This window comes from Cellulomonas sp. P5_C5, from assembly GCF_054049655.1.
In genome coordinates this window covers 35,661-51,783 of the sequence record NZ_JBFULY010000017.1, presented here as the reverse complement: position 1 = coordinate 51,783, position 16,123 = coordinate 35,661, and the positions used below count along the sequence as shown (strand labels likewise).

Annotated in this window: 15 protein-coding genes and 1 tRNA gene; 6 read left to right on the top strand and 10 right to left on the bottom strand. The window is 73.3% G+C overall.

Annotation, left to right across the window (positions count from 1 at the left end; genetic code table 11):
• Window positions 1-26 precede the first annotated feature (26 nt).
• From ACXJKF_RS14455 to ACXJKF_RS14445, 3 genes are all read left to right on the top strand, one after another.
• Entirely contained in the window at window positions 27-302 is a 276-nt protein-coding gene (locus ACXJKF_RS14455; protein WP_055917383.1) for a GlsB/YeaQ/YmgE family stress response membrane protein, read from the top strand.
• A 94-nt stretch (window positions 303-396) separates the two neighbouring features.
• Window positions 397-756, top strand: a complete 360-nt coding sequence (locus ACXJKF_RS14450; protein ID WP_456788404.1) for an ArsR/SmtB family transcription factor — start codon at window positions 397-399, stop codon at window positions 754-756.
• On the top strand, window positions 753-1,262 hold the full coding sequence (locus tag ACXJKF_RS14445) for an SRPBCC family protein (RefSeq protein WP_456788403.1): 510 nt from the start codon (window positions 753-755) through the stop codon (window positions 1,260-1,262). Before ACXJKF_RS14450 ends, ACXJKF_RS14445 begins: the two co-directional genes overlap by 4 nt.
• Here ACXJKF_RS14445 and ACXJKF_RS14440 read toward each other — a convergent pair.
• The 4 genes from ACXJKF_RS14440 to ACXJKF_RS14425 all read right to left on the bottom strand — a co-directional run bounded on the left by ACXJKF_RS14440 (window position 1,241) and on the right by ACXJKF_RS14425 (window position 4,413).
• The gene (locus tag ACXJKF_RS14440; RefSeq protein WP_456788402.1) at window positions 1,241-2,335 is read right to left on the bottom strand and encodes an ABC transporter ATP-binding protein; all 1,095 of its coding nucleotides are present in this window, start codon (window positions 2,333-2,335) and stop codon (window positions 1,241-1,243) included. The two genes, ACXJKF_RS14445 and ACXJKF_RS14440, sit on opposite strands and share 22 nt — an antisense overlap.
• Window positions 2,332-3,075, bottom strand: a complete 744-nt coding sequence (locus ACXJKF_RS14435; protein ID WP_456788433.1) for an ABC transporter permease — start codon at window positions 3,073-3,075, stop codon at window positions 2,332-2,334. Before ACXJKF_RS14435 ends, ACXJKF_RS14440 begins: the two co-directional genes overlap by 4 nt.
• 124 nt (window positions 3,076-3,199) lie before the next feature.
• Window positions 3,200-3,979 carry a molybdate ABC transporter substrate-binding protein gene (gene modA, locus ACXJKF_RS14430; protein WP_456788401.1) on the bottom strand — a complete coding sequence of 260 codons (780 nt, stop codon included), beginning with the start codon at window positions 3,977-3,979 and terminating at the stop codon, window positions 3,200-3,202.
• 23 nt (window positions 3,980-4,002) lie between these two features.
• Entirely contained in the window at window positions 4,003-4,413 is a 411-nt protein-coding gene (locus tag ACXJKF_RS14425; RefSeq protein WP_456788400.1) for a TOBE domain-containing protein, read from the bottom strand.
• Window positions 4,414-4,844: 431 nt separating this feature from the next.
• On the opposite strand from ACXJKF_RS14425, the gene ACXJKF_RS14420 reads away from it, so the two are divergent.
• On the top strand, window positions 4,845-7,862 hold the full coding sequence (locus tag ACXJKF_RS14420; RefSeq protein WP_456788399.1) for an eCIS core domain-containing protein: 3,018 nt from the start codon (window positions 4,845-4,847) through the stop codon (window positions 7,860-7,862).
• Window positions 7,829-8,506 carry a hypothetical protein gene (locus ACXJKF_RS14415; RefSeq protein ID WP_456788398.1) on the top strand — a complete coding sequence of 226 codons (678 nt, stop codon included), beginning with the start codon at window positions 7,829-7,831 and terminating at the stop codon, window positions 8,504-8,506. The genes ACXJKF_RS14420 and ACXJKF_RS14415 overlap by 34 nt, the downstream gene beginning before the upstream one ends.
• Before the next feature lie 114 nt (window positions 8,507-8,620).
• Here the strand turns inward: ACXJKF_RS14415 and ACXJKF_RS14410 are convergent.
• The 5 genes from ACXJKF_RS14410 to galU all read right to left on the bottom strand — a co-directional run bounded on the left by ACXJKF_RS14410 (window position 8,621) and on the right by galU (window position 12,674).
• A tRNA-Ala gene (locus ACXJKF_RS14410) sits at window positions 8,621-8,693 on the bottom strand.
• Between the two features lie 53 nt (window positions 8,694-8,746).
• Window positions 8,747-9,847, bottom strand: a complete 1,101-nt coding sequence (locus ACXJKF_RS14405; protein ID WP_456788397.1) for a hypothetical protein — start codon at window positions 9,845-9,847, stop codon at window positions 8,747-8,749.
• A 63-nt stretch (window positions 9,848-9,910) separates the two neighbouring features.
• Window positions 9,911-10,510: a GNAT family N-acetyltransferase gene (locus ACXJKF_RS14400; RefSeq protein ID WP_456788396.1), complete on the bottom strand. Its 600-nt coding sequence runs from the start codon at window positions 10,508-10,510 to the stop codon at window positions 9,911-9,913.
• Window positions 10,510-11,745 (bottom strand): molybdopterin molybdotransferase MoeA, encoded by a 1,236-nt coding sequence (locus tag ACXJKF_RS14395; RefSeq protein ID WP_456788395.1) that lies wholly within the window; start codon window positions 11,743-11,745, stop codon window positions 10,510-10,512. The genes ACXJKF_RS14400 and ACXJKF_RS14395 overlap by 1 nt, the downstream gene beginning before the upstream one ends.
• A 26-nt stretch (window positions 11,746-11,771) precedes the next feature.
• The gene (gene galU, locus ACXJKF_RS14390; protein WP_456788394.1) at window positions 11,772-12,674 is read right to left on the bottom strand and encodes a UTP--glucose-1-phosphate uridylyltransferase GalU; all 903 of its coding nucleotides are present in this window, start codon (window positions 12,672-12,674) and stop codon (window positions 11,772-11,774) included.
• A gap of 119 nt (window positions 12,675-12,793) precedes the next feature.
• Here galU and ACXJKF_RS14385 point away from each other — a divergent pair, with 119 nt between their 5' ends.
• Window positions 12,794-13,432: a 5-formyltetrahydrofolate cyclo-ligase gene (locus ACXJKF_RS14385; RefSeq protein ID WP_456788393.1), complete on the top strand. Its 639-nt coding sequence runs from the start codon at window positions 12,794-12,796 to the stop codon at window positions 13,430-13,432.
• Here ACXJKF_RS14385 and ACXJKF_RS14380 read toward each other — a convergent pair.
• On the bottom strand, window positions 13,422-16,037 hold the full coding sequence (locus ACXJKF_RS14380) for a penicillin acylase family protein (protein WP_456788392.1): 2,616 nt from the start codon (window positions 16,035-16,037) through the stop codon (window positions 13,422-13,424). The two genes, ACXJKF_RS14385 and ACXJKF_RS14380, sit on opposite strands and share 11 nt — an antisense overlap.
• Window positions 16,038-16,123: the final 86 nt, after the last annotated feature.

The window sequence follows — 16,123 nt, the reverse complement described above, 5'->3', positions numbered from 1 at the left end:
CCCCTCGAAGTCAAGGAGTTCCACACATGACACCCGAAGGCATCATCTCCGCCATCATCATCGGCGCCGTGATCGGCATCCTCGGCCGTCTGCTCGTGCGCGGCCGTCAGCGCATCTCCCTCCTGGTGACCATCCTCATCGGCATCGTCGCGGCCCTCATCGGCACCTACCTGGCGAGCCTGGTCGGCGTGCAGGACACGGCCGGCGTGGACTGGATCGAGCTGCTGTTCCAGGTCGTGCTCGCCGCGATCGGTGTGGCAGCCGTCTCGGGCAGCCGCGGCCGTCGCCGCAGCATCCTCTGAGCCCCACAGCACCTCCAGCACGACGACGGCGGCCTCCGAACGGGGGGCCGCCGTCGTCTTGACATATTGGTAACCAATCAGTTACCAATGATCTGTGGACCCGTTCCCCGCTCTCGCCGACCCGGTGCGCCGCGAGCTCCTGCGCACCCTCGCGCGGCACCCCGCTCGCGTCGTCGACCTCGCGGCCGCGCACCCGATCAGCCGCCCGGCCGTCAGCAAGCACCTGCGCGTCCTCGTCGACGCCGGTCTGGTCCGCGCCGAGACGCACGGGCGGGAACGTCACTACGCACTGCTGCCCGACGGGCTGGACCCGGTCCGCGGGCTGCTGCGTGACCTGGGCCCGCAACCCCGGTGGGACGCGTCGGTGCTCGACGCCCTCGACCTCGAGGTCCGCCGCACCGTGCGGGACCACCAGGCAGCCACGACGACCGACGCAGCGGAGGAGACAGCATGACCCCCACCCCCACCCCCAACGGCCGCCGGGAGACCCGCGACGGCCACGACAGCGTCGTGATCGACCGGACGTTCCACGCCCCGATCGAGTCCGTCTGGGCGGCGGTCACGGAGTCCGACCGGCTCGGACGCTGGGTCGGCACCTGGACCGGCGACCCGGCCTCGGGCTCAGTCCTCTTCCGCATGAACGCCGAGGGCGACATCGAGCCCGAGACCTTCACGATCCACGAGTGCGACCCACCGCGCCGGATCTCGCTCACGTCGCAGGTAGTCGGCCAGGAGAACGTCTTCCACTTCCTCGTCGAGCTGACCGAGGACGCCGGCACCACGACCCTCACGTTCAGCCAGTCCGTGCCGGACCCGGAGATGGCGACGGGCGTCGGCCCGGGCTGGGAGTACTACCTCGACCGCCTCGTGGCCGCGGAGACCGGCGCCGACGTCGCGGGCCTCGCCTTCGACGACTACTACCCGGCACAGTCCGACTACTACCGGGCGCTGTTCGCCTGAGCCGTCGGCTGGAGGTACACCTCGATCTCAGTGGCCTTCGCCGACAGCCACACCTGACCCCCCGGGACCAGGCCGAGCTCGGCGACGGCTGCCGGCGTCACGTCCACGAGTGCGGACGGCGCGCCCTCGAGGTCGAGGCGGACGCGGTCGGTGAGCATCGTCAGGCCCCTGATCGTGGCGGGCCACGTGTTGCGGGCACTGGAGACGTCGGGACGGTGCGGGCTCACGACGACGGCGGACGGGCGCAGCGCGACGAGGACGGCTCCGTGCTCACCGTGGTCGGGCACGACGAACCTCCCACCGCCGTCGAGGCGGACCTCATCACCGTCGGCGGTGCCGGTATAGAGGTTCAGGCCGACGAGCCGGGCCACGTACTCGGTGGCCGGGCGACGGGCCACCTCGGCCGGGGCGCCCTCCTGCACGATCCGTCCGTGCTCGAGCACCACGAGCCGGTCGGCCAGGAGCAGGGCCTCCAACGGGTCGTGCGTGACGACCAGGCAGGGCCCGGCGAAGCCGGAGAGGTGCCGGCGGAGCTCGGTCTGGACGTCGAGGCGGGTGCGGGCGTCCAGCGCCGACAGGGGCTCGTCGAGCAGCAGCAGGGTCGGCTCCCCCGCCAGCGCACGGGCGAGCGCCACGCGCTGCGCCTGCCCGCCGGACAGGTCGGCGGGGCGCCGGCCGGACAGCTCGGTCAGACCGAGCCGGGCCAGCCAGTCCTCCGCCACCGCCCGGGACCGCGCTCGCCCCGCGCCTCGCACCCGCGGCGAGAAGGCCACGTTGTCCAGGACGCTCAGGTGCGGGAAGAGCCGGTAGCTCTGGAACACGAACCCCACCGGGCGGTGCGCCGGCTCGAGGAACGTGCCGGAACCCGCGTCGTCGAGCACCTGCCCGTCGAGCAGGATCCGACCGGCGGAGACCGGCGTGAGCCCGGCGACCGCGCTGAGCAGCGTCGACTTCCCCGCGCCGTTCGGCCCGAGGACCGCGACGACCTCGCCCGGTGCCACCCGCAGGTCGACGTCCACGGTGAACGCGCCCCGGGTCACCTGGGCGGCCGCGACCAGCCCGCGGTCGGTCATGATGCCGACCCGGGACGCAGCCAGCTGTCGCGCAGGGCCACCAGCACCGCGACGGACACGAGCAGCAGGATCAGGCTGAGCAGGATCGCGGCGTCCGGGTCGGTCTCCAGGGCGTAGTAGACGGCGATGGGCATCGTCTGGGTCCGGCCCGGGAAGCTGCCCGCGAACGTGATCGTCGCCCCGAACTCCCCGAGGGCGCGCGCCCAGCACAGCACCGCCCCGGCCACGAGGGACGGACCGATCAACGGGAGGGTCACCCGTCGGAAGACCGTCATCCGGCCTGCGCCCAGGGTGGCAGCAGCCTCCTCGAAGCCGCGGTCCGCACTCCGCAGGGCTCCCTCGACGGTGACGACGAGGAACGGCATCGCGACGAACGTCTCGGCGATGACGACGGCGGCGGGCGTGAACGGCAGGGTGATCCCGAACCACTGGTCCAGGTACTGCCCGACGAACCCGCTGCGCCCGAAGGCCAGGAGCAGGGCGACACCGCCGACCACCGGCGGCAGGACGAGCGGAAGGGTCACCAGGGCGCGCACGAGGCGCAGGCCCGGGAAGTCCGTGCGTGCCAGGAGCCACGCGAGCGGGACCCCGATCAGCAGCGAGATCGCGGTGGCGGTGGTCGAGGTCCACAGGGACAGACGCAGCGCCTCGCCGGCCGCGGACCCGCGAAGGATCGTCCACGCCTCACCCCAGGGGGCGCGCAGGAGCAGGCCGACCAGGGGCACGACGAGGAACAGCATCCCCACGAGCGCGGGGACGAGGAGCGGGGCGGGGGCCGATCGCGACCCACCCCCGCTGGTCGCCCGACGCGTCCGCTCCCGGGAGCTCAGCGTCGACGGCACGTCCAGGCTCCCCGGTCGGTGGTCACGGCTGCTGGAAGCCGGCGGCAGAGAGCACCGTCGCGCCGGCCGACGACAGGACGTAGTCGACGAACGCCGCGGCGACGTCCGCGTGCTCGCTGCTGGTCAGCGTGGCGATCGGGTAGTCGGTCGAGGCGTTGACGTCGTCGGGGATCTCGATGCCCGTGACCTCGTCACCCGCGGCGATCACGTCGGTCACGTAGACGACGCCGGCGTCGACCTCACCGAGCTTGACCTTGCTCAGGACCGCCTTGACGTCAGGCTCGAGCGTCACCGGCGTGACCGTGATGGCGGCGTTGGTGAAGACCTTCGCGGCGGTCGACCCGCAGGGGACCTCGGGCTGGCACAGCGCCGTCTTGAGGGTCGCGTCGGTCAGGTCCTCCAGGCCGGTGATCTTCCCCGGGTTCGCGGGCGGGACGGCGATCTCCATGCTGTTGGTGGCGAACACGACCGGGTCGGCCGCGTCTCCGGCGGCGACGACCTCGTCCATCGTCGTGGCGCTGGCCGACGCGAACACGTCGGCGGGGGCGCCGTCGGCGATCTGCCCGGCGAGCGCAGAGCTGGCGGCGAAGCTGAACGTGACCGTCACTCCCGGGTTCGCCTCCTCGAACTGCTGGCCGAGCGTGGTGAACGACTCCGTCAGCGACGCCGCGGCGAGGACGGTGACGTCGCCCTCGAGCGTGGACGACGGAGGGCTGCTCGCAGTCGCTCCGGCGCCTGAGGCGCAGCCGGCCAGAGCGAGACCGACGGCCGCGGCGACCACGGTGAGGGCGAGACGACGCATGCAGAGAGCTCCTTCGTCGGGGATCAGCGGGACCGCGGGATCTCGACGGACACGTTCGTCGCCTTGACGGCCGCGACGGCCAGCACGCCGGGCTCCAGACCGAGCTCGTCGGCCGCCTCGCGACTCATCAGGGAGACGAAGCGGTGCGGCCCGGACTGGATCTCCACCTGGGCCATGACGGTGTCCTTGAGGACGCGGGTGACCAGCCCGGTGAACCGGTTGCGGACCGAGGCCGCCGCGATGTCACCTGTCGGGAGCTGCGCGGTGTCCCGTGCGACCTCCTCGACGAACCTCGCCAGCTCCGCCCCGTCGATCGCGTGCCGCCCGGACGCGTCGGCCGTCGTCGCGATCCGGCCGCTGTCCGCCCACCGGCGCACGGTGTCGTCGCTGACCCCGAGCAGGTCGGCCGCCTCTTTGATCCGGAAGGTCGTCACGGGCCAGAGCCTAACCGCAGATTCGGCTGAAATCACCGGATCTTTGACGCATACGCGAATCAGAGGACGGTTCGGATCCGCAGGCACGTCGGGCGACACCGGCACGCGACCCGTGCTGCGCTCACCCGCACACGAAAGGCCCCCGCCTTCCCGGGCCGTGCGGCCCCGGGGACGTCGGGTGGAAGGGCTCGGTCGGGCGAGATGCATGCCCCGGTCGACGACGCATGGGCGAGCGCGCCCGCCTGCCTGATGAGGCGACTCTGGCGGTGGCCCTTCCACGTCGATGCCCCGTGCGGCACGGTAGATCTCTGTGCACCCGTGCGGCCCTCGTCGGACGCGCCCATCGCGCACCCCGGCGAGCACCACGGACCACCGACAGGGCACAGGTCGGAGGGCGGACGGATGATGCGTGGTCGGCTCTGGATCGCGGCGTGATCGCGCGCCTCGTCGCGGCCCCGGACCGGATGTCCGCGGTGGCGCCGCCGCGGCGCAGCAGGACGGGCCGCCCTCCACTGAGCTCGGTTGCGTCGAACGGGCGCGTCGCGCAGCTGTCCCGGCGCACCGATGTCCCCCTGGACCTCGCCGTGCAGGACGGCGGATCCAACGCGGCCTTCGCTCGGCTGGCGCGTGTGAACCGTGCGCGAGACCGGACGATCACCGTCTCCCACCCGGACGACCCGTCCGAGCGCGAGGCCGAGGCGTTCGCAGCCCACGTCGCCCACCGCTCGCCCACCTCGGGCACGGCGACGGCGCGGGTCGCATCGGTGGCTGGACGCGTACCGACGGTCGAGCCGCCCTCCTCTGAGCCGTTCGCCCGGGCGCGTCCCGATGCGGGCGCCGGCGGGGCGGTCGACGTCTCTGCAGGCGTCGAGGACCTGATCACCAGGCCCGGGGTCGGTGCGGCGTTGGATCCGGCAGTGCGCACCCAGGTGGAGCCGGTGCTGGGTGCCGACCTGGGTCGGGTGCGCGTGCACCGGGACGCCGGTTCGGCTGCTGCCGCCGCGGAGCTTCAAGCCCGAGCCTTCACGGTCGGTGCGGACATCTTCCTCGCGAAGGACGAGTCGCCCAGCGACGTCGAGCTGATGGCGCACGAGTCGGCGCACGTCGTGCAGCAGGGTGCGGCGCCGCCGGGTGGCGCAGGGGACGCGCCCGAGGTGACGGCGGCACGCGTCGGCGCCGAGGATGCCGGCGCTGACCTCCTCGCCTCGTCGGTCACGGCCACGGCCGGTCGCTCGCTCCAGCGCCAGGAGGTCCCCGACGCCGGTCCGGGTACCTCTCGGGTCGGTGACGGTCCGATGTCGCCCGCGGCCCCGGGTGGCAGTGTCGGCGTCCTCGCACCCGAGGACCCGACGCTCCGGTCGACGGATCCTGAGGTGGACGGACGGACCGTCGCCGTCGTGGGCACGGACCTGCAGGCGCGCACCACGCGCTACCGGGACAGCGTCGACTCGTTCGCGCGGACGAGTGAGGAGTCACGCCGGCAGGAGGTGGAGTGGTACCGGGACCTCGACCTCGTGGGCGAGTTCATCGACCTCTTCAACAGCGCCCCGCGCACCGACCCGAGTCGCTGGGACGCCATGCCCGCCCAGTGGGACGCCGTCCGGACGGAGCTGAACACCGCCCTCCAGATCCCCGTGACGGCGATCGGTATCAACGAGGCAGGGTTGCGCAGCCAGGAGGCGATCGACCACCTGAACCGCGTGTTCCACGCCGACCAGGACGCCCGGGCCGAGTTCTCCCAGTACCTGCAGGGCTTCGCGCACTCCGCCCAGGGCGTCCACACTGTCGCGGTCGTCGTGCGGGACATCTCGTTCGCCGCGGCGGTGGCTGTCGCGGTCGTCATCGCGGCGCCCGTCGTCTTCGCGGGAGCCACGACCGCCGCGGCCGGCGTGGGGCTCACCGGGACGGCGGCCACGGTCGCCACCTACGGTGGCACCGCCGTGACCATGGGCGTCATGGGTGCCGGGATCGAGGGGGGCGGCCAGGGCCTGGGGGCGCTGCTGGTCGAAGGCGGCGGGCTCCTCAACGACCTGCTGCGCGAGGGCCGGACGTGGAGCGAGGCGGTCGACCGCTTCGACTGGGGCGTCGTGGGGCTCAACACCTGGGAAGGCATGAGGCGCGGCTTCGTCGACGGGGTCCTGGCCTATGCAGGACTGGGACTGGACCGGGTCCTCGCCGGCGGCACCGCCGTCGCGCTCACCCGCGTGCTGGGACAGGAGGGAGCCAGCACGCTCGCGCAGATCATGCGCATGGCGTTGTCGCGGGCGATCTCCGGCGGCGCCTCGGGTTCTGTGATCGGTGCGCTGGATGCGGGGATCAAGGCAGCCCTCGAAGGCAAGAGCCTCGGGGAGGTGACCGCGGCGATGGAGCAGGGCTTCATCATCGGCGGTCTGGCCGGGGTCGTGCTGGGCGGGGCGGGCGGTGCGTTCGAGGGCCGCACGAGAGCGCGGCTGACGGCCGAGATCAGCGAGCTGCAGTCCCTGCTCGTCTCCAACCCGGACGAGTTCGCCCGCCGGTACCGTCTCCTCGTCGACGGCCTGACCCCACCTCAGCGTGCGGCCTGGGACGCCGAGATGCAGGGCCGTCGGTTCGTCGACCGCGCGCACTACGAACCGGCCGCGGAGGCGTTCGCCAGCGGTGCGTCGACGACCCCGCCCGCACATCGCTACGGCGAGGGCCAGTTCCACGACTGGCAGGAAGCGGCCGCGATGCTCGACGCGCACGCCCAGAGCGGAGTGCCGCTCACGCAGGCGGAGGTGGAGGCTGCGCACGCGGCGGCCGCCCGCCGCGTCACGCCCGAGGCCGGCCAGGTTCGCCAGCCCGGCCCGGGAGACCTGATCGGGAGTGGCGGGCTCGGGCCGGGCGGGATGTTCACGGCGCTGTCGCCCGAGCAGCTCGCCGTCCTCGAGCGCAACCCGCACATCAGGCTCGAGCTCCGCGGCGTGCTCGACCGCTCACTCAGTCCCGACGAGCTCGCGCGACGGTTCGAGACGGCGGTGATCACCTACCCGCAGCACGCGGACGTCCAGTCCTCGCTGGACACCTTCTTCCGGTGGTACGCCGGGGCGAGCCGGACCATGGACGCCACCGCGCTCGCCGCCGCGGCGCAGCGCGAGTTCATCTCCATCCACCCGTTCGTCGACGGCAACGGCCGGGTCAGCCGCCTGGTGATGGACCACGCACTCCAGCGCCGCGGGCTCCCACCGTCCCTCCTCGACAACCCGAACCTCGACTACATGGTCGCGGAGTCCGCCTGGGTCGCCGAGGTGCGCCGAGGTGTCGTCGACTCCTACCACCTCACGCTGCGGCACGTGGACCTGTTCAACGTGGTGCTGCAGTCAGGAGAGCTGAGCCGTGCCGCCACCGTGTGGGGCAGCGTCCTGGGTCTCACCAACGACCCGGCGACCCTCGTGCGATGGCTCTACGACGACGACCCGGTGTGCCGCTGACGACGGACGGCGGGCGGCCCCCTCCGGTACCCGTCGCGAACCAGGTCGCAGCGTTGCGGGCGGCCGACCCGGACCCGCTGCGGCGGTGGCTCCGGTCGTCCCCGCACGACCCCGACGAACGGCTGTGGCTCTTCGTCTGGCACGAGGTGTGCACGCTCGCCGGGCGTGTCGTCGGCAGGCTCGTCATCGCGCAGGGAGGGCTCCGCCATCCCGGGATCCTCGGCTTCGACGTGCCGATGGTCGCGGGTGGGCCGCCCCGGGAGGTCGCCGAGGTCGACGACCTCGCCCGGGCGCTCGCGGACGCGCTCGACCAGCCGGTCGGCCTGGATCCGCACCGCGGCCACGCGCTCACGACGTTGCAGTCGCTCACCTCCCTGCCCCCCGGCGACTGCGACGCCGCGGTCGCTCTCCTCCGGCACCACACGGATCTGCCCGTCGACCTGCTGGCGGGGCGGTGGCCGGTTCGGGGACCCGACGACGCCCACGCCGAGGCCGAACGCCTGGCGCCGCTGGGCGGCATCCTCGCCGATCCGGCTCGGTTCCGGGCGCACCTGCAGCGAGGGGTCGCGAGCACCTCAGCCCCGAGGCGTGATCTGAGCCGGCGGCTGCTCGACCTGGATCGCGCGATCCCGCCCGGCCGCTGACGGTCGACACCGACGACCCCCTTCGCTGCGCGAGATGGGGTCCGGAACGAGTGACAAACAAGAAGCCCCCGCCTTCCCGGGCCGTGTGGCCTGGTCGGACGAGGGCTTCTGCGGTGGAGCTGAGGGGATTCGAACCCCTGACCTTCTCATTGCGAACGAGACGCGCTACCAACTGCGCCACAGCCCCGCGAGCGGCCTAAAGACTAACACCAGCCCCCGGCGGATCGCGAAATCCGGGGGTCACTCCCCGGCGACGCGACGCTTCGCCAGGACCGCGTTCAGGTCGATGCTGCCGGTCGTCTCGACGGGCGCCTCGAGCGGTGCGCGTTCGGCGTCGGCGGGTGCATCGACCTCGGCGGTACGGGCGGCGGTCGACCCCTCGAGGTTCTCCAGCGGCGCCGGCTCGCGACGCGGTGCGGAGGCCTTCATCGTGTAGGTCGGACGCGGCACGGGGACCGGCGACCAGGCCTCGTCGTCCTCGCTCCCCGCCTCCGTCGTCCGATCGATGACCGAGCGGCGGACCACCGGGACCTGCCCGGTCGAGGCGTGGCGGACGGGCCCCTCGGACTCGCCCTTGTCCGCGACGATGCGCGCGAACACCTCGGTGCTGGCGTCGGACGGGTGCACGGCGCGTCCTGTGACGAAGGCTGCCGGAGCCTCAAGTGGCGCGGCGACCGGAGCCGCCGGAGCGGCCGGGGCTGCCTTCGTGGCCGTCGCGACCGCACGCATCGCGCCGGTGCGCGGACCGGACGCGACCCGGCGCTCGTCGGCGATCCTCTGCTCCCACGCCTCGTCGGCCTCCCGGCCCGCCAGGACCGCACGGCGGCCGAGCACGAGGACGGAGCCGAGCAGGACCGTCGGCACGACGCCCGCGACCCAGGTGACCAGCGGGCTGAGACCGACCGCGGCCCAGCCGACGACGGTCAGGACGACGAGGAAACCGGCCAGGAGCGCACGACGGCGCGCGGCGGCACCGCGCCGGGCGACGGAGGCCGCCCGTGCTGCACGTGCCTGCGCGGCGCGGCGGGCCGCGTCAGCGGTGATCCTGTCCTGTGTGCCGTGCGGTCGGTCCACGGTGGTGCCTCCTGTCGCGCTCCCGGTGGCCACCGGGAGCCCCTTGCCTGGGGTCAGCAGCCCCGCGGTACTGCTCACTGTCGGCCCGGAGACGGCCTCCTGGCGGTTGCGCTGGTCGCTCACCGCGACCACGCGCAGCGCCTCGGAGAACCGGTCGTCCGCCCGGGACTCCAGCAGCTGCTGCCGGTACCGCAGCTTGTGCGGCACCAGGTACGCCACCCACAGGCCGACCAGCGCGAGCGCGACCGGTCCTGCGAGATCGTTCACGTCACGACGGTAGGCGCCGGGGCCGCGCCCGCCGGGGACCGCCACGGCGTGTCGGCCTGTGCGTCACCCGACGGTGCGCGCGCGCCAGCGCGTCAGGAGCCCGTCGGGGACGTCCTCGACGGTCAGCGCGAACGTGCGGTGGTCGCACCAGCGGTCCTGGATGTGCAGGTACTTCTCGCGCACCCCCTCGTCGCGGAACCCCAGCTTCTCCACGACGCGCAGCGACGGACCGTTCTCGGGGCGGATGTTGATCTCGATCCGGTGCAGCCCGAGCGCGTCGAAGCAGTGGTCGGTGGCGAGCGCCACCGCGGTCGGCGTGATGCCGAGCCCGGCGACGTGCTCGGAGACCCAGTAGCCGATGGCCGCCGACCGCAGGGAGCCGTAGATGATCGAGGAGACCGTGAGCTGCCCCACGAGCCGGCCGGCGTGGTCGATCGCGAAGGGCAGCGTGACCCCGGCACGGGCCTGCGCGGACAGGGTCCGCACGAAGGTGCCGAACGACGGCCGCGGACCCGACACGGGGACCGGGCTCGTGGCGTCCCACGGCTCCAGCCAGGCGGCGTTCTGCGCGCGCAATGCCATCCACGTGTCCTGGTCGCGCCGCCGCAGCGGGCGCAGGCGCACGTCACCCTCGACGAGCACGGCGGGCCATCCGGGAACCATCAGCCCTCCAGGACCAGGCAGTGGACCACCTGTCCGGGGTGCACGGTCAGGTCCTGCTCGCCGACGACCGCGAGGGCGTTGGCCTGGGCGAGCGAGCTGACCGTGGGCGCCGACGGGTCGCCGATCGGTGTCACGCGGTACCCCTCGTCGGGAGACCCGAGCACGGTCGCCGGCACGAACTGGCGCAGCCCCGGTGGGGACACCCAGCCCTCGACCGCCTCGGCGGCGACCGACGGGCGGAACACCTCGGCGTGCCCGGCCATGGCACGCAGCGCGGGCCGGACGAACACCTCGAACGAGACCTGCGCAGCGACGGGATGGCCCTGCAGGGCGAAGATCGGGACGGACTTGTCGCTGGCCAGGTCGTCGGCCACGGTGCCGAACCCGTGCCGCTGCCCCGGCGTCATGGCGACCTGGTCCAGCCGCACGCTGCCCATCGTCGCCAGCACGTCCTTCACGGTGTCGTTGGTCAGCTCGGACAGCCCGCCGGTGATGACGAGCAGGTCGGCGCGGACGAGCTGGTCCTCGATGGCCTCCCGCAGGATGGCGCGGTCGTCGCCGAGGATGCCGACCCGGACCGCCGCGGCACCGGCGTCCCGGACCGCGGCCTCGAGCGCGTGCCCGTCGGTCTCGAACACCCCGTGCCCGGAGCGGTCCGCGTGCGTCCCGGGCTCGACGAGCTCGTCGCCGACCGAGAGCAGCACGACGCGCGGGGTGGGGTGGACGTGCAGCCGCCCGCGGCCCATCGCGGCGGCCAGGGCGAGCTGCCGAGCACCCAGCCGGGTCCCCGACGCGAGCACGACGTCGCCCGCGCGGACGTCGGACGCCGCCGGACGCACGTGCTGACCGGGCACCGCCGGGCGCTGCATGGCGACCCGTGCCGTCCCCCGGTCGGTCTCCTCCAGGGGCACCACGGCGTCGGCCCCGAGCGGCAGCGCCGCACCGGACGCGACCCGCACCGCGGTGCCGGGCACCAGCCGCAGCGGACCCGCGCCCGGCCGGATGTCGTGCGCGACCGGCAGCGACTGCGCGCTCGCGTAGCCGGCGCCCGCGGTCTCGTGCGCCGCGACGGCGTACCCGTCACGTGCAGCGAGCGCGAACGCCGGCACGTCGTGCGTGGCCGTGACGTCGGCGGCGAGGATGCAGCCGACGGCGTCACGCAGGACGACGTCGAGCGGTGCGACCGGTCCGACGGCGGCCAGCACGGCCGCGAGGTGATCCTGGACCGATCTCATGCGGGCATTGTGCCCCGAACTGCAGGTCAGTCGGTGAGGGTCTCCGTGAACTCGCCCAACCAGGCACGGAAGTCGGGTCCCAGGTCGGGCCGGTCGACGGCGATCTGGACGACGGCCTTGAGGTAGTCGAGGCGGTCCCCGGTGTCGTAGCGACGCCCGCGGAACACCACGCCGTACACGCCGCCGCCCTCGGACGCCGGCAGGCCGGCGAGGGTCGCGAGCGCGTCGGTCAGCTGGATCTCGCCACCACGGCCGGGTGCCGTGTTCTCCAGCACCTCGAACACCGCCGGGTGCAGGACGTAGCGGCCGATGATGGCGAGGTTGCTGGGCGCCTCGCCGGCCGGGGGCTTCTCGACGAGGGCGGTGATCTTCACCTGGTCCGCATCAGCGGCCCCGTCGAACTCCTCGACCGCCGCGCACCCGTACATCGAGATCTGCGCGGGCGGGACCTCCAGCAGGGCGATGACCGAGCCGCCCGTGCGTTCCTGCAGGGCGAGCATCGTGCTGAGCAGCTCGTCGCGCTCGTCGATCAGGTCGTCCCCGAGCAGGACCGCGAACGGCTCCTGCCCGACGTGGTGCTTGGCCTGGAGCACGGCGTGGCCCAGACCCTTCGGCTGACCCTGGCGCACGAAGTGCACGTGACCCAGGTCGGTGGACTCGCGGACCTTGGCGAGCCGCTCCAGGTCGCCCTTCGCCTCCAGGGCGGCCTCGAGCTCGGGGACCGCGTCGAAGTGGTCGGCCAGCGTGCGCTTGGAGCGGCCCGTGATGAGCAGGACGTCGTCGAGACCGGCCTTCACGGCTTCCTCAACGACGTACTGGATGGCCGGCTTGTCGACGACCGGGAGCATCTCCTTGGGCGTCGACTTCGTGGCGGGAAGGAACCTGGTGCCCAGGCCCGCGGCGGGAATGACTGCCTTGTGGATCGTCATGACGGGACCCTAGCCGCGCACGTCCGGACTCGCAGTGGCCTGCGTCACGCCGTCGAATTGTTCACACCTCATACCTCGGACGGTCGTTCGGGGGTCACCAGGTTTGCGACACTGTTCCCATGAGCAGCGTCGCCCAGCCGTATCCGCGCGTGTCCGAGGGGGACGAGGTCGAGGACGTCAAGGAGCGTCTGCGGATGGCCATCCGGGACGCCCGCAAGCTCCGTTCGGTCCGCCAGCGCGACGCCGCCGCCCACGCCCTCGCAGACGTCGTGCTCACCATCCCCGCGGTCGCCGACGCCACGTGCGTCTCCGTCTACGCGTCCCGCGCCACCGAGCCGGGCACCGGTCCGCTGCTCGAGGCCCTCGCCGCCCGCGGCGTCCGACTGCTCCTGCCCGTGCTCGGCAGCGGGCTGCAGCGCGACTGGGCGGAGTACGCCGGCCCCGACGACCTGCGCGAGCGCGCCCCCGGCCGGCCGCCGGAGCCCGGCGGCCCCACGCTGGGTGCGGCGACGCTCGCCGAGGCCGACGTGGTCATCGCCCCGGCGCTGGCCGTCGACACCACCGGCGCGCGGCTCGGCCAGGGCGGCGGCTGGTACGACCGGGCGCTCGAGCACATCCGTCCCGGCGCCCCCGTCGTCGCCCTCGTGTTCCCCGAGGAGCTCTACGACGCGGCGACGCGCCCGCTGCCCCGCGAGCGCCACGACCGCCTGGTCGACGCCGTCGCGACACCGCAGGAGTGGCACCTCATCACGGGGTGAACGTCAACCGGTCGCGCGCGTCCGCCTCCGTCGCGGCCTGCGTGAACGGCCACGGGAACGTGTCGCCCCGCGACCACGGACCCAGCTGGTCGGAGTAGTGCACGCTCGCCGGGTGGCCCGACGCCCCCGTGAGCGTCACCCACGTCGACGCGTCGAGGTCGCCCAGGTCGACGACCATGCGCATCGACGGCGCCGCGGTCACCGCGAACGACTCCGAGCTGGCGTCCCAGGCCGTGGCGTCCACGATCGAGGACCCGCCACCGACGGCGACCGGGTCCGGGTTGACGAAGTGCCGGATCACCCAGGGGAGCGACGACCCGCCGAGCACGGGGTGCTCGGGCGCCGCCGGGTGCAGCTGACCCCAGCGCCAGTCGGTCGCCTCGCGACCCAGCGCGGCGGTCAGCTCGCGGCGTGCCACGACCATCGCGCGGGTCAGCACCTGGTCGCGCCCCTCGACGACGCCGGGGGTCGACTTGTCGTCCCACCACGGGGACGCGGGCTCGTCGACGAGCCGACGGACCACCTCGAGCCAGCGCGAGCCGCCCGACGGGCCGTACCCGTCGGGCAGGTCGTCCGCGAACGCCGAGGCGAGGATGTTCGACCAGACGGCCGCGAAGTACGCCGCCGCCGCCGAGTCCTGCGACTGCACCCGGTCCCAGGTGCGCAGCAGCTCCTGCCCGTCGTCGTAGAACGTGTCCTCGACGTCCACCGGCAGGTCCTGCCCGTCGTCGTAGAGGGTGTCCTCGATGTCCAGCGACAGCAGCACCGGGACGAGCACGTCCGCGTACGGGCTGTGCTGGTCGTTCTGGATCCGCCCCATGTCCTCGACGCCGACCGTGCCGTCCGACGTGGCGTCCGTGAGCAGGTCGCGGATCCGCTGCGCGCGGTACCCGTAGTCCCAGTCCTCCGTGAGGAACGGGCCGACGCCGGCCGGGGTGACGGCCTGGTTGGCGGTCACGACGAACCCCTCGACCGGGTCCAGCGCGCGCGGCATGGCTGCCGGGTCGACGAACCCCTGCCACTCGTACCGGCTGTCCCAGCCGGGTCGCGGCCACGTGCCGTCCGACGGGACCGGCCCTCCGGCGACGTCGTTGCGCACGGGGATGCGGCCCGGTGCCTGGTAGCCGATGTGGCCGTCCGTCGTCGCGAACACGATGTTCTGCGACGGCACGTCGAACAGCGCGGCGGCCGCCTGGATGTCCGCGGCGTCCTCGGCGACGTTCATCGCGAGCACGGCGTCCATCGTCCGGCCCGGCTGCAGCGCGGTCCAGCCGAGGGCGACCTCGAACCGTCGGCCCGGCGCGTCGTCCGGAACCGGCGCGGTGCCGACGCCCACCAGGTCCAGGACGTCGGACACCAGCGGCCCGTGCACCGACTCCCGGACCGTCAGGCGCACGTCGTCGCCCCCGTTCACGTGGATGACCTCGACGCGCTCGGTGATCGGCGACTCGGCGCCGTCGAGCCGGGTCGTGCCGTCCTCGTCGACCCGCTCGAGGAAGAAGTCCGTCACGTCGGCCCCGAGGTTGGTCAGTCCCCACGCGAGCGTCGCGTTGTGGCCGATGACCACGCCGGGCATCCCCGCGAACGCGAAGCCGGTGACGTCGTACGGGCACTGCGCCGAGACGTCGTCGCACCGCAGCCCGATCTGCTCCCAGATCCCCGGCGCCGAGATGCCGAGGTGCGGGTCGTTGGCCAGCAGCGGCTTGCCCGACTCGGTCAGCTCGCCGGAGACCACCCACGAGTTCGAGCCCACGCCCTCACCGTCGCCCATGAGGTGCGGCACCGCGTCCAGCGCGGCCGCCGCCGACGCCATCGCCGCCTGCAGGTCGGCGCCGTCCAGGTCGAGCTCCGTCGTCGTCGCGGACGCCGGCTGCACGACGGTCGCCGGGAGGTCGGCGGCCGTCAGGATCGGCAGGTTGACGTCCTGGGGGTAGGCCGGGAACAGCTCGTCGACGCGCGCGACGTCACCGATCGTCGAGTACGACGCAGCGCGCTCCAGCTCGGCGTCGTAGTTGCCCCGCAGGTCCCAGGCCATGGCCTTGAGCCACGCGAGCGAGTCGACGGGGTCCCACTCCTCCGGTGCGCGGACGTCCACCTGCAGCCCGAGGACCGAGTACTCGACGGCGATCGCACCCGGGTCCCGGTCGTCGAGGTACGCGTTCACGCCGTCCGCGTACGCCTGGAGCGCGTCGCGCGTGCTCTGCTCCAGCAGCCCCCACTCCTGCTCGGCCACCCGGCGCCATCCGAACGTCCGGATCACCTTGTCCGCGGCGAGCGCGTCCGCGTTCTCGCCGACCAGCTCCGACAGGCGCCCCGACGTCACGTGGCGGCGGTAGTCCATCTCGAAGAAGCGGTCCTGCGCGGCCACGTAGCCCTGCGCCCGGAACAGGTCCTCCGACGTCGTCGCCGTGATCGTCGGGACCCCGCGGTCGTCGCGGGTGACCGTCACCGTGGCGTCGAGGCCCGGCAGCACCTGCTCGCCCGCGACCTCCGGCAACGGCCGGCGCACGACGATGACGGCGGTGACCATCACCGCGACGAGCGTGACGACGACCACCGCGGCGACGGTGATCAGGGAGAGACGGACGAGGCGACGACGAGACACGCTTCGGAGGGTACTTTGCCGCCCCGGCTCCGGCTGTCGCTGCGCCCGGCGCGGACGTGCGGAATGTGCCGGGCTGGCGAACCGTT